Source organism: Pedobacter sp. GW822-FHT03F06, assembly GCF_058801365.1.
Map to the genome: position 1 here is coordinate 466120 of NZ_JBXANE010000003.1, position 13979 is coordinate 480098.

Annotated in this window: 13 protein-coding genes; 8 read left to right on the forward strand and 5 right to left on the reverse strand. The window is 39.9% G+C overall.

Going from position 1 to position 13979, the window contains the following annotated elements; genetic code table 11:
- Positions 1–15: 15 nt before the first annotated feature.
- The 3 genes from treY to AC1RJ8_RS07315 all read right to left on the reverse strand — a co-directional run bounded on the left by treY (position 16) and on the right by AC1RJ8_RS07315 (position 6297).
- The gene (treY, locus tag AC1RJ8_RS07305) at positions 16–4068 is read right to left on the reverse strand and encodes a malto-oligosyltrehalose synthase (protein ID WP_492952932.1); all 4053 of its coding nucleotides are present in this window, start codon (positions 4066–4068) and stop codon (positions 16–18) included.
- Complete coding sequence (treZ, locus tag AC1RJ8_RS07310) at positions 4061–5920, reverse strand: malto-oligosyltrehalose trehalohydrolase (RefSeq protein ID WP_492952931.1); 1860 nt, start codon at positions 5918–5920, stop codon at positions 4061–4063. The genes treY and treZ overlap by 8 nt, the downstream gene beginning before the upstream one ends.
- A 200-nt stretch (positions 5921–6120) precedes the next feature.
- Positions 6121–6297 carry a hypothetical protein gene (locus tag AC1RJ8_RS07315; RefSeq protein WP_492952930.1) on the reverse strand — a complete coding sequence of 59 codons (177 nt, stop codon included), beginning with the start codon at positions 6295–6297 and terminating at the stop codon, positions 6121–6123.
- A 323-nt stretch (positions 6298–6620) separates the two neighbouring features.
- On the opposite strand from AC1RJ8_RS07315, the gene AC1RJ8_RS07320 reads away from it, so the two are divergent.
- The 5 genes from AC1RJ8_RS07320 to AC1RJ8_RS07340 all read left to right on the forward strand — a co-directional run bounded on the left by AC1RJ8_RS07320 (position 6621) and on the right by AC1RJ8_RS07340 (position 9055).
- Positions 6621–7100, forward strand: a complete 480-nt coding sequence (locus AC1RJ8_RS07320; protein WP_492952929.1) for a low affinity iron permease family protein — start codon at positions 6621–6623, stop codon at positions 7098–7100.
- 50 nt (positions 7101–7150) lie between these two features.
- Positions 7151–7447, forward strand: a complete 297-nt coding sequence (locus AC1RJ8_RS07325; RefSeq protein ID WP_492952928.1) for a hypothetical protein — start codon at positions 7151–7153, stop codon at positions 7445–7447.
- 38 nt (positions 7448–7485) lie between these two features.
- Positions 7486–8229, forward strand: a complete 744-nt coding sequence (locus AC1RJ8_RS07330; protein ID WP_492952927.1) for a DUF72 domain-containing protein — start codon at positions 7486–7488, stop codon at positions 8227–8229.
- A 112-nt stretch (positions 8230–8341) separates the two neighbouring features.
- Positions 8342–8617 (forward strand): hypothetical protein, encoded by a 276-nt coding sequence (locus tag AC1RJ8_RS07335; protein WP_492952926.1) that lies wholly within the window; start codon positions 8342–8344, stop codon positions 8615–8617.
- Positions 8618–8674: 57 nt separating this feature from the next.
- Positions 8675–9055, forward strand: coding sequence for a response regulator transcription factor (locus AC1RJ8_RS07340; RefSeq protein WP_492952925.1), 381 nt, complete (start codon positions 8675–8677; stop codon positions 9053–9055).
- A gap of 90 nt (positions 9056–9145) precedes the next feature.
- On the opposite strand, the gene AC1RJ8_RS07345 is transcribed toward AC1RJ8_RS07340, so the two are convergent.
- On the reverse strand, positions 9146–9646 hold the full coding sequence (locus AC1RJ8_RS07345; protein WP_492952924.1) for a hypothetical protein: 501 nt from the start codon (positions 9644–9646) through the stop codon (positions 9146–9148).
- A 259-nt stretch (positions 9647–9905) separates the two neighbouring features.
- Between AC1RJ8_RS07345 and AC1RJ8_RS07350 the strand changes: the two genes are divergently transcribed.
- A complete protein-coding gene (locus tag AC1RJ8_RS07350; RefSeq protein WP_492952923.1) occupies positions 9906–10106 on the forward strand; it encodes a hypothetical protein in 201 nt (66 codons plus the stop codon).
- Positions 10107–10162: 56 nt separating this feature from the next.
- Here the strand turns inward: AC1RJ8_RS07350 and surE are convergent, their stop codons facing one another.
- Positions 10163–10891 carry a 5'/3'-nucleotidase SurE gene (surE, locus tag AC1RJ8_RS07355; RefSeq protein WP_492952922.1) on the reverse strand — a complete coding sequence of 243 codons (729 nt, stop codon included), beginning with the start codon at positions 10889–10891 and terminating at the stop codon, positions 10163–10165.
- 66 nt (positions 10892–10957) lie between these two features.
- Between surE and AC1RJ8_RS07360 the strand changes: the two genes are divergently transcribed.
- Both AC1RJ8_RS07360 and AC1RJ8_RS07365 read left to right on the forward strand, forming a co-directional pair.
- Positions 10958–11878, forward strand: a complete 921-nt coding sequence (locus AC1RJ8_RS07360) for a diacylglycerol/lipid kinase family protein (protein WP_492952921.1) — start codon at positions 10958–10960, stop codon at positions 11876–11878.
- Between the two features lie 510 nt (positions 11879–12388).
- Positions 12389–13942 carry an FAD-dependent oxidoreductase gene (locus AC1RJ8_RS07365; protein ID WP_492952920.1) on the forward strand — a complete coding sequence of 518 codons (1554 nt, stop codon included), beginning with the start codon at positions 12389–12391 and terminating at the stop codon, positions 13940–13942.
- Positions 13943–13979: the final 37 nt, after the last annotated feature.

Sequence of the window (13979 nt, forward strand, 5' to 3'; positions counted from 1 at the left end):
AGGGATTTTACACGTTTAGCGTCCATAAAGTTCGGTTTCTGATTTCAACCAGTTTACGGTTTTTTCGGTAATAAATCCTTCATCCACCCTCCATGCCCAGTTACCGGATGCTTTACCCGGTGTATTCATCTTAGCGTCATCACCTAACTGCATAATATCCTGCATGGGGATTATTGCTATTTCCGCAATCGAAGAATAGCAAAGCCTGATCATGGCCTTGATAATATTCGTTTCATTAATACTGGCACCCACATAGTTCGATAACCGTTTTCTAAGCGCCTCGTCTGTTTCATTTTTAAACCATCCCAAAGTTGTATTGTTATCGTGGGTTCCGGTATAGACAATAAAATTCACCGAATCAAAATTATGCGGAATATGGGGAGAAGCTGCCAGGTCTTCGCCAAAGGCAAACTGTATAACTTTCATGCCCCGCAGGCCGAACTGCATTCTTAAATTGACCACATCTTCAGTAATTTCGCCAAGATCTTCGGCAATGAAAGGAAGTTCGCCAAATTTTCCTTTCATTGATTTAAAAAATTGAGCACCCGGCCCAGGTTTCCATGTACCATTTACCGCATCATCAAAATGAGCTGCAACCTGCCAATAACTCGCAAAAGCCCTGAAATGATCCAGGCGCACAAGATCGTATATCTTTCTACTTTTCTTGAGCCGGTTCTTCCACCATTTAAATCCATCATGTTCCATCCTCTCCCAATTATATATCGGCATTCCCCACAACTGCCCTTTTTCATTAAAATAATCTGGTGGTACAGCCGCAACAACAGTTCTGTTTCCATTTTTATCAAGCAGGAAATTTTGAGGTTCTGCCCATACTTCAACCGCATCGTAATCCAAATAAAATGGAAGATCGCCGATCAATTTTATTCCCTTTTTATTTGCATAGGCTTTTAATTTGTACCATTGACGGTAAAAAATAAACTGGTTCCATTTTATTTCTTCAAGCTCGGCCAGGTAGTTTTTTTCATATTCAGCAATAGCCTTTTTATTTTTAGACTTAAACTTTTCTGGCCAGTTAAACCATTCACTGTTTTTATAAAACTGTTTTAAATGGGTATAAACAGAAAAATCATTGAGCCAGTGCGCTTCAGCCTTACAAAACGAGTTGTAACTTGCAACCAGTTTCTTGTTACCCGTACTTTTAAAGCATTGATAGGCCTTATCTAAAATGCGCTGTTTCATTTCTGCTGTTTTTTCAAAATCAACTTGTGCTGTTGCGGGTAATAGGAAGGCATCAAGATCGGTTTTACTCAAAAGCCCATCTTCGAATAGTACTTCCGGACTAATTAGCATGGTATTTCCAGCCATAGCAGAACTGCTGGAATAGGGAGAATACCCATTCTCCTTTTTTACCGGATTGAGGGGCAGAATCTGCCAATAACTTTGTCGCGAAGCATAAAGAAAATCTACAAATTTATATGCCCAGGGACCAAGATCGCCGATACCAAAATTGGATGGTAAGGAACTGATGTGCATCAACACCCCCGCAGAACGTTCATTTTTTTTGGGGATTAACCTAAGCACCGCCAATTGAACCTCGTTGAACAACTGGCTGATGAGTATCCCCCTCTGTAATGGATCTTTAGCCCCTTTTTTCCCGGTAAGCAGATTTTCCCATGTTAAGGGGGCCTCATGCGGTAAAATAACTGCAGTATCTTCCCAATCGAAATCGCTAATTGCTACATTCTGGATTTTACAGCACTTGGCAAAACCAAGGGGAACAACGGTTATTATCCAGCGCTGTTTATACCTCCTTGCAAAAGCACAGATATGGTTACTATATTTACCTTCAACCGTTAAAGGAATATAGGTACCCAGTTCAAAAACATCAGTTTCAGATTTTCTGATTAATAGCAAAGTTTTGGTTAACCACATTTTCAACTTTCCAGAAAACCTGTCTTCCCAAAGTTTTTTATAGTCAGCAGGTGTATCCAGCTCTTTCATCATTTTGGATCTGCAGCTATAATCAACAGCTCTTCTGTTATCAGGGTCAACAAGGCTTAAATCCCATAATTCGGTTCCCTGATAAATATCCGGAAGACCAGGGCAGGTAAATTTTAAAGTAAGCTGCGCTAAACTATTGATTATTGCAAAGTCCGAAATGCGCTTCAAAAAGTCTTTGATCAATTTTCCGCTTTCCAGCCTTTCGTTTAAAATAACCCTCGAAAACTTATTCAGTTGATGCTCGTAAACCTCATTCGGACTTGCCCAGTCTGACCGTTTCTTGGATTCCCGCAATGCTTTTACAATAAACTGTGCTAAACGGTTATCAATATCCTGTTCATCGTCTTTTAGAAAAGGAAAGGCTCCAATAATGGTCTGCAGGAGGAGATAAACATCATTAATGTGTAACTGTTTGAAGGATGGCACCTTATGCTGTAAACGGATAAAATTGCACTTAAGCTGTTCAACCAGCAGGCTCCACTCCTCAGGAAGATCGCTGAGCACATTCAATCTCGCCCTTACATCCTCCCCTTTTTTAGTATCATGGGTAGAACTCGCATTTATACTTAGTGGCCAGTACTGCTGTCGATTCAGCATTTCATTATGAAAGCCATCGAGCGATATCCCGAATGCATCCGGCGCATCTCCAACTTCGCTGTGGCCTACAAAACGGTTGTAGGTAAACATCAGCGTATCTTCGACTCCTTTGGCCATTAACGGACCGGTAAACTGCATACAGCGCTGAAAAAACTGACCGACTTTTCGTCTATATGCATGATCTGCATTTCGGGGTTTTTCTAAAAATATGGCAGCTAATAATTCTCCTGCTTTACCCAGTTTTTTATCACCAATAAGGGGCATCAGCAGGCTGCTGATTCTCTTTTCATCGATTTCTGCAAGTGGGAAACTATAATTGTAATACCGATATACAGGCATGCGGATGAGGAGCCAGCCAAGCGCCTTTTTCAGTTCTGCATTTTCTACAAAAGAAAAACCAGGCGGTTTAAGTGGCAAAAGCATTTCAAACAGGTTATCCAATTCACCCTGCATATGTTTAAACAATATATTATGCTTTTTTTCATAGATCAGCTGAGATGGATTGAGTTTTTTTCCTGTTACCCGTTTATAAAGTCTGGTAAAAGGTTTCTCGGCCTGCTTATTGGTAAAAAGATTGTTTACCATTGCCATAAAATCATAACCAGTGTTCCCCTGTACTTTCCAGTCCAATGGCATCTGTTCTCCCTGTTCCAGAATTTTTTCCACTACAATGTAAATTTCCTTTCCAACTGACCTCCGGAGGCTTTGTAAATAACCTTTGGGATCGTAAAGCCCATCTACATGGTCGATTCGTAGTCCCTGAAAAACACCTTTATCGATCAGTTCGAAAATATAGCGGTGATAAAGATTGAATGTTTCCTGATGCTGCATGTTGAGGCAGATCAGACTATTGACTGTAAAAAACCTTCGGTAATTGATTTTATGATCGGTTTCGTGCCAATTACACAAGCGGTAATGCTGATCGTTAACTATCTGTTTTAAAACAGCTGTATTGCTGTTAATTTTCCTAAAATCGAGCAATGCCAGCATTTTATGCGTATCAGCATTAACGGGCCAATCGGTTTCACCATAACTCAGGTAATATTCGCCTTTAACTTTCTTGAGTTGTAATTTCTCCAGTTTTATGGCCTCATCGAGCTCCTCACCTAAAAAAGGAACCATTAAGCGTCCATCGCCCTTTTCCAGGTCGATATCAAAAAAAAGGGCAAAATCTGAAGCACTGCCTTTTTGAAGCACATCCATTAACCAGGCATTACCAGGATGAAAGGCCATGTGGTTGGGAACAATGTCCTGAAGCCATCCAATCCCTGCCGCTTTTAATTTTTTAGACACATTTAACAACTCTGCTTCGGTACCGATCTCAGGATTTATCTTTAATGGATTTACAACGTCATAACCGTGCATACTGCCCGGAATGGCTTCAAAAATGGGTGAAGCATACAATGTGCTTATCCCCAGTTCGATGAGGTATGGGATAATACGGTCAAGAGATTTCAGGTTAAAATCTTTGTGAAACTGGATACGGTAAGTGGCGCTTGGTTTATACATCTTTTTTAGAAAGAATAAGAATTGATTCTGGAAATAAGGTAATTTGTTCACCGGGAGCTAAGCGCTTTATTTCTTCGTTTGGTCCATTCCAAACGAGTGAAGAAGAGTTAAGCAATATGGTCCAATCTTGAATTGTTTCGCCAGTTAAAAGGTTTTGCTTTTGATCTGAAAAGTTAAACAGCACCATTATTTTTTGTGCACCCTTCCCCCGTTTTAGCATTAAACATTTTTTTTCTGGGTAGGCCCTTGCCTTAACGTTTTTTCGATCTAAGTCTGCAAGCACCTCGTTTTGCTTTCGGAGTGCAATCAATGTTTTGTAATAAGACAACATTTTAAGATTTAACGGCACTTCAAGTTTTTGCCAATCCAGTTTTGAATGTTGAAAAGTTGATTCGTGCTGTGGGTCGGGCACGGCTTCACCTTCGTGGAAAGCAGAAAACTCCGCTTTTCTGCCTTTTCTAACGGCTTCTACCAGATGGTGATCACTGTGACTTATAAAAAACTGGAAAGGATTGGTTTCTGCCCATTCCTCGCCCATAAATATCAAGGGTAAAAAGGGGCTGCAAAAAACAGCAGCAGCCATCACTTTCAACATTTCAAAACTCACCAATGTAGCAGTCCGTTCACCCAGCATGCGATTACCGATCTGATCATGATTCTGTGAGAAAACAACAAATTTATAACCCGGAACATCTCCTATGGGTTCACCAAACTTTTTCTGTCTATGGGGCGAATATTGTCCATCGTACACGTAAGCGCCGTTAAAAGATTTAGCCAGATCATCCACGCCATTAAAATCTGAATAATAACCTTTTTGTTCCTGACCTGCGCAAACCCGCAGCGCATGGTGAAATTCATCTATCCACTGGGCATCCATACCATAGCCATGCTCCTTTTTCGGCCTGATAAAGCGACCGTCGTTCAAGTCAAGTTCAACAATCAGTTCATAAGTTCTACCGGTTACCCGAGCAAGTTTTTCGGTATGCGATTTAATCTCTGCCAGAATATGAACAGGGCTAAAATCTTTAATTGCGTGTACCGCATCTAGCCTAAGCGCATCGATGTGAAAATCCCTGAACCACATCAGCGCATTTTCGATAAAGAAATCCCTTACCGCATCGCATCCTGCATCATCAAAGTTAATGGCCTGCCCCCAGGGCGTATGGTATTTATCAGTAAAGTATGGACCAAAATCTGCAAAATAATTTCCTTCTGGCCCCACGTGATTAAAAACAACATCCAAGATTACGGCCAGCCCCTTCTCGTGGCAGGTATTAACCAATTGTTGTAATGCTAAAGGACCACCATAGGTATTTTGTACGGCGAAGGGAAATACGCCATCATAACCCCAATTCCTGCCGCCCGAAAATTGTGCAACAGGCATAATTTCGATAGCGGTAATGCCGAGTTTAACAAGATAGTCGAGTTTTGTTTCGATAGCGGCAAAATCTCCTTCAGGTGTGAAAGTTCCGGTATGAAGTTCGTAAATGATGAAATCTTTCAATGCGAGCCCATGCCAATGTTTATCTGTCCAAGGGAAACTTCGCAGATCAAAAGCTGTTGATAGCCCCTGTGGTCCTTCGGCCTGGAGCAATGAGGCTGGATCAGAACGCATAAGTTCTTTTCCATCTTTAGGGGCGCTGATTTTAAAGCTATAACTTTCCAGTGGCTTTATCTGATCGGTTTGCAAAAACCAATACCCATACCCCTCATTAAACATATCAATAACGGCAGCACTTTCTGTTATTAAAACAGCAACCTGTTCTGCAAACGGTGCCCAAATCCTTATTTCTACCTCCCCGTTTTCGTTAAAATTTAAACCAATACTTCTTTTTTGTACGTTTACTCCCATTAAAGCCCCTTTTTTATGAGAACAAAAAAAAACAGGCCAAAGTTTTGACGGATATCGATGAAGAATATGCTGCAATTTGCATAAACCTTAAAGCAAGCTATTATAGCGCTCCACGCGGCTTGTCATATACTAGTTCCTGCATTTTACCTATTTGTTCAGTTTGTATTTACTGTTAAAAAAATTTAATCCTGATGAGGAGTTCAGTCATCTTCTGCGCGGTCTGCATCCGAATCCGATTTCTTTGCCTGTTTTGATAATTCCCCAGCAGAAGCCTCATCCTGATAAGCACTATCTGCATCACTAGCCTCAATCTGTGAATGCGGTACAATACCAACCTTATTTTCATTGTCCTGTTGATCTGTTTTTTTGTTTTCCATTGTTTTAAGTTTAAACCTTCAAAATTATTTCCTGCAAGAAGCGCAACCTTTGTTTTAAAGCATGTACTTCATTAAATAAACAAGGCAAAACTGTGGTAGGTTTGATTTATTTAACGGTTAAAGTATTTGGTTACAACACCGGTTAACACATCAATTAAATATTTTGGTAAACGCAGTATCAACATGTTTTAATAACTTAAAAAAGGAACACCCTTGTATTTACATTCTCATTACCAGCAAGAGAAAACAAAAACTGAAAACCATCTGAAATTTTCGCCTGTTTATATAAGCAAAAACACTCCTTAGACTTAGTACCAAAGAATATGACAAACAAGCACAACTTTTTTGAGCGTATATCTGACAGGATTACGAATTGGACCGGAAGTGCAGGCGCCTTTATTACAGCTGTTGGCATTGTCGTAATTTGGGGCGTTAGTGGCCCTGTTTTCAATTATTCGGATACCTGGCAACTGGTAATTAATACCGGAACAACCATTATTACTTTTTTAATGGTATTTCTGATCCAGAAAACCCAGAATAAGGATTCGAAAGCCATACAGTTAAAACTTAATGAGCTATTGGCAGCGAGCAGGCATGCCAGTAACCGTATGGTTGATATTGAAGATCTTTCGGAGGCAGAACTGGATGTACTGCACAAATACTATGCGAAACTTTCTGATGTGGCAGAAAAAGAAGAGGATATCCACCATTCCCATTCAATTGATTCTGCAAAAAAACTTTCGGAAGAAAAATTAACAGGGAACCCCAGGATGGTTAAAAATAAAAAAATGGTTAAACATTAGTCGCTCCATTTATAATTTGATAACACATTAATTAATAAGATAAAACAAAGATGAGAGACCTACCCTTAAATAACAACCAAGAAAATCTGCATACAACAAAGAAAAAATTTAATGATGGATTAATTGAGTCATCATGGAGCGAAAACGGAGAATTGACCTATATTATCAACGATGGATTGGATTTAAACGAATATGCTAACCTGGCCAAACAGATTCTGGAAAGTGAAGGCGATATTGCCCATGATTTTACGGGCAAGGTTACCAATAAATCGGGAACTTCATCAGCAAGATTCGAATACAGGTCTGGCTGGTTTTTAGATGGCATGGCTGATGGAGAAATTGAATAACCGGTAGCGGCTATGTGCAAATAAACCGATAACGAAATATGAAATTAGGAAAAGCATTCATCGGCACATCGGGATGGAAATACCGCCATTGGGAGGGCAATTTTTATCCAGATGACCTTAAAAAGAAAGATCAGTTTAAATATTTTGCCGAACATTTCGATACTGTAGAGCTGAACAATTCATTTTATCGCCAACCAAGCATCGATAATTTTAAGCAGTGGCAATTGCAAAGCCCTAAGAATTTTATTTATGCTGTTAAAGCCAACAGATATTTTACCCACCTCAAAAAGTTGAATGTGGAACAGGCCGAAATCCTGGATTTTCTAGAGGCCAGCGAAGGACTGGAAAACAAACTGGGGCCTATCCTTTTTCAGCTCCCACCTAAATGGAAATTAAATACCGAAAGGCTGGAGCGGTTTTTAAAAATGCTTCCTAAAAAGCACCGATATACCTTCGAATTCAGAAATCCAAGTTGGTATCATGATGATGTATTTACACTGCTCGCTAAATACAACTGCGCATTTTGCATTTACGAGTTGGCCGGGCATCAATCTCCCATTTTGTGCACAGCAGATTTTGTGTACATCAGGCTACATGGTCCTGAAGGAAAATATCAGGGAAGTTACAACAACCACAACTTAACAAAGTGGAACAGCATGTTGTTTTCGTGGATAAAAGAAGAAAAAGACGTATACCTCTATTTCGATAACGACCAGGCTGCTTATGCTGCTTTTAATGCGCTCGAAATAAAAAAAATGATCGCCTCAGTGTATCAAAAATAATTTAGCAGATAAAAAGTTAAACGAAATTGCCCAAGCTTATGCGGGTTAATTCTCGTTTTGCTTAAAACTTTAATCTGATGGTTCTGTTTATTTTAACAAAGTAAACCGCATTATGGCAAATACCAAAAACGACAGAAAAGACCTTGAGAAAGGCAATGAAAGGAAAAACCAGGAACAGCTGAATCAAATTGCCTTGGGCAATACTGAAATAGAAAACACACCGTTAGCCAATAACAACGATCTTTTAAGTTTGCCCAAAACCGATGGCACAGGTTCAAACCCCGCCGCTGCCACTCCCCATTCGCTTATTGTACACGAAGATGAAAAGGAGAAAGACCGGTATGAAGAAGGCAGCAGTGTAGATCAAAAAAATATTGATACCGAATAACTTAAAAACACAATTGCCATTTAATGAACAAAATTTTAGTGTGCAAACTATTTCTTTATGAGTAAACTGATCTGTATACTTGAGGATGATGCAGGGATAAGAGATATATTACAGTTCCTGCTTTTAGAAGAAGGCTACCAAGTAGCGTGTTTTACTACCGTTAATGAGTTTTTTACCAGAAAACATATCAATCCAGACCTTTACTTGTTGGATGTAATGCTTCCAGACGGCAATGGTATGGCGGTATGTAAACTGCTTAAGGCCGACCCAAAAACTGCTGATACACCCGTAGTTATGATGAGCGCCCATGCCGATATTCAACAAATGACCAGCGGATGTAACGCCGAAGAATTTGTGGTTAAGCCTTTTGATATCTTTATATTATTAAAAAAGATTGTCGATCTATTAAATTTAAAAAGTGCTGGAAAGGATACATAAAGTAGCTAATTAAACTTAAATCAATCTGTTTGATATAATATACAGCGAACACCAGAACAATAAGAGCTGGGATGGTATAAACAGCCTTACTTATTTTGTTAAGCCTTGGATTTCATTCAAGTCTGCTTTCCAATGGGCAATTTTTGCTTCTGCCCAGGCCCTCAGATTAGGGTTGAGCAATCCTGTAGCGCCAGTAGCTTTTACATGAAAACCAATCATTTTTTGGTCTGAATCGATGAGCAGTGAATGTAACTGTTCGAATTGGACCGGATCACGTTGACGCAATAGGGTTAGTTTTTGTACATGTTCTTCTTTGAGCGAAGTTTGTGAAAATTGATCCTGTGTATTTGTATTTGCTGCTAACTGCTGAATATAGGCTTGATTTTCATCCCCTCTCCTGATGCCTAAATCCTTAATTGCTGGAGCATCCATCTTTTGCAATTCAAGGTTCAACTGCTGCTGATACCGCATTTCAGGATACACGGAGTCGGTAAATTCGCGATCGTGCATGGCAAATTCGGTCTGATCATGCTTACAGCTAAGCAAAAACAGCAAAACGATAAGAAATAAACAAAACTGAGGGTATTTCATGATTTAACTCTTTTTACATACTAACTAATTACCTGTAGATAAACCAGTACAAAATTGTTCGGCTTATTTAATCCGTTTTTTCAACATAAAACAAAGTAAAAAGAGAGATGGTTTTATAAAATTAATAAGTTGATCGAGCAGAAATGCATCAAAATACCAATGGTTGTGTGCTGAATATAGACGAAAAAGAAAAATTCATAAAACATTCACAAAAACACCATTGTTTTATTACTGGCATTTTAACAATAATTCTATTCTTATGAAAAAACTTATGATGATGATGCTAGCCTGTTCAATCTGCCTGGCATCGGTTGCACAAACACGACAAGACACCACTAAAAAAAAGACGGAAAAAACAAAGCCTGCCAAAAAAAGCAAGGAATGGCCGTCTAAAAAAGACACCACCAAACGTGACACACTCAAACGTGACACCATGCACAAAACCAATCCCGTACATTAAGCAAAGGCCCAAACGGGCCTTTTTAATGCATTCAACAATTTTTCTAGAAGTTTAAGTTATTTAGACATCAGGTGGCCTACAAGCTCAGCCTCATTAGTCAGATCTAATCGCAATGGCGTAATAGAAACATAACCATGATCAACGGCCCAGCGATCGGTGTCTTCTTCGGCTGGCTCAAGTGGCGTTACAGTAATCCAAAAATGTTTCCTCCCCATCGGATCTTCTCCCGGAACAACATTTCCATCATACAGGCGCACAGACTGCCGTGTCCACCTAATGCCCTTAGGTTCTGGCGGAAAATTAACATTATACAGGGCAAGCTCATTGTTTATAAATAATTCCTCCAGTGAACTAACTACAAAGGGTTTTAATTTTTCGAAATCAGGTTCAGTGTGGCCTACTGGCGTACTTAAAGCAATGCCTTTTACGCCCAAAAGAACACCTTGTTTTGCCGCAGCCAATGTGCCCGAATGCCACATGGAATTACCTAAATTTGGCCCCATATTAATACCCGAAAGTACCACATTGGTATCAGGATATAGGTGCAAACCAAGTGCAACACAATCGGCTGGTGTACCGTTTACACGGAAGGCGTCTATTCCCTCAAAAGCTATTGGTGATTTCTTGTAGCTCAAAGGCCGTGAATGTGTTATGGCATGGCCCATTGATGACTGTTCTACATCAGGGGCAACAATTCTTACTGTACCAAAAGTTTTGGCAATGTTGGCAAGTGCTGCTATTCCGGGGCTGTAAATGCCGTCGTCATTGGTGATCAAGATATTCATTTCTATTTTTTTTACTGTTTATATCTCTTAATAAAACTAAGTCTGGCCTATATTGTTCAAATAAAGATGAAAAAGCCAGCGCCTTTAGTTCATGTAATCCATAATCCTGGAGCAGGACAGCAAAAACATTCAGAAAAAAAACTCTCGTCTGCTATTGAGCGTCATGGCTTTTCGATAGATTACGCGTCTTCTGAAAAACGCTCGTTAAAAGAAATCCGCCCCGAAACTTCATTTATTGCCATTGCCGGCGGGGATGGGACGATAAGAAAAACAATTATCAAACTTCTTGACAAAAAACTGCGTTATAAACGACCGGTGGCCCTCCTCCCCTTCGGTACTGCAAATAATATTGCAACCTCTCTTGGTATTTCAAGCGATCTGGACCGTAATATAACTTCCTGGTCTAATTACAATCTGCGAAAATTTGATATCGGACAGGTTACCGGAACAGCAGAACCACTGTTTTTTATCGAATCTTTTGGCTTTGGTATTTTCCCTAAACTGATGCAAAAGCTCGAAAGCATGGATACAAAAGCAATCAAAACGGCTGAGGATGAATTCGAAATTGCACTGGATACGCTATTGGCAATTACCGAAACCTATGTTTCATGCACCTGTAGCATAGAGGTTGAGGATAAAAAAATAAGGAAAAAATGTATCATGGTCGAAATCATGAATATTTCGCGCCTTGGTCCTAATTTGAGGTTAAGTGAACACGCTGATCCCAGTGATGGTTTTTTCGATGTATTAATCGTAGAAGAAAACCAAAGGGAAATCCTAAAAAATTATATTGCAGAAGTTGCAAAAGGAAAAGATGTAGTATTTCCAGTGCCGCCGATAAGAACAAAACATTTAAAGATAAAATGGAACGGAAAAGATGCACATGTTGATGACCAACTGATAAATGACATAAAAAAGAGTCGTTTAAAAGTAAACCTAATGCACAGCCTGCTAGAGATAATGGTTGAAAGTAAAAAACTCAAATAAATAACTACTTGAAAATATAGCTGATTTATATAAGCGGTCGTCACCCTGACCTGTAGCGCAGCGGAAAGTTACACAGTAGACCGAGCCTTAAGCGAGCTCACCGAAGGTAATTTATTTCAGGGTATTAAATGTTAAGACACTGTTATCTCAAGTATACTTCAAGTTTATTTCCGAAAAAGAGGGCTTATTGACTACATTTTTTTATATTAAAGAAGTAATTTTTGCATGGCATAATAAAAATCAGCCTTTCAACCTAAACTCGATTGAAGCGGCATCCCCCTACCGATTTTACATCGGGCTCATTGGGGATACAGCGCAAAGCGAGACTGCATAACCCGAAGAACAACTGCACACTCATTTTCAAAAAAAATAAAAGATTTGCAGAAATTAATCAGTTTTTTATCCAAAAAGAACAATCATCCGTTTAAAGGTAAAAAATAAGTCCTATAAAATCGCGTATAATTCAAAAACCTTTGCGCTTTACATCCTGTTTTAACCTAAAAACAGCTTATGAAAAACCATACTGACCTTAAGTCCGCCAGGGACGGAGAAAATGAAAGTCTATGGCAGGTTTCGCATCCGCGCCTGGAAATCAAACCACTCAAAGAAAATACAATTTACGATGTAGTAATCATAGGTGGAGGAGTTACGGGCGTAACCACTGCCCTTGAGCTACAGCGAAAAGGTAAAAAATGTATTTTGATAGAAGCGCAAAACCTGGGCTTCGGTACAACAGGTGGTACAAGTGCACACCTGAATACCTTTTTGGATGCCACCTATCCGGAGATAGCTAGTGATTTCGGAAAAGAAGCCTCTGCCCAACTTGCCCGTGCAACAAAAGAAATAATAGAAATGATCCGTAGCAATATCAAAGCGCTCGAAATCGATGCAGACTTTGAATATAAGGATGCCTTTCTCTTCTCTCAGAACCAGGAAGAGACGAAACAGCTTAAATCCATCCTTTCCGCTTCACAACAGGCTGGTGTTAACGTAAGTGAAGTATTTGAAAACGGCATTCCGATCGATTTCCAACACGTATTGTTATTTAAAGAGCAAGCGCAATTCCATCCCATAAAATATATACTAGGCCTCGCCAGAGAATTCCTTAAATTGGGCGGAGATATCCTGGAGCATACCTTTGTTGAAAACAGTGTTTATAAAGGCGACGTTCACTATATAAATGCAGGCAAGATAACCGTTCAGGGCAGGCATTTGGTATGGGCTACACACATTCCGCCTGGAATTAATATCCTGTCGCTCAGGAATGCGCCTTACCGAAGTTATGTACTGGCGGCTAAACTTAAAAACGGAGATTACCCCAACTGCCTGGCCTATGATATGCAAGAGCCTTACCACTACTTCCGAAGTCATGAAATAGATGGAGATCAATACCTGTTAATTGGTGGCGCTGACCATAAGACGGGGCACGATGATCCGGAAAAGGCCTTTTCGGCGCTGGAGCAATATGCAATGGAAAATTTTGACATTAGCTCTATTGATTACCGGTGGTCATCACAGTATTATGTTCCCGTAGATGGCCTACCCTATATTGGGCAGTTTCCGGGTGGTGATCCGAACAGCTTTGTAGCAACGGGTTTTAACGGAAACGGGATGATCTTCGGCAGCCTTTCGGCAGTTATCTTAACCGATCTGATATTGGGTATTGAAAACGATCTTGCTAAACTGCTCAGCCCGTCGCGATTGAAACCTATTTCAGGTTTTATGGATTTTGTACAAGAAAATGCTGATGTGGCCTATCATTTCGTTGCTGACCGGTTTGGGACAGAAATTATCCAGTCAACAAAAGAGTTAAAAAACGATAAAGGTAAAATAGTAGAGTTAGAAGGCAAAAAGCTCGCTTTATATAAAGATGTAAACGGCAAGGTTATCGCCCTAAGCCCGGTGTGCACACATGCCGGTTGCATTGTTAACTGGAACGCCAGCGAAAAGAGCTGGGACTGCCCTTGTCACGGAGGAAGATTCGCTACTGATGGTAATGTTCTTACCGGGCCACCAAGGAAAGCATTAGAGAAAATAGAAATCCACAAGATTGGACAAGTTTGATAAATAAGCTCAGATGTAAATCTGAACAAGATTTCAA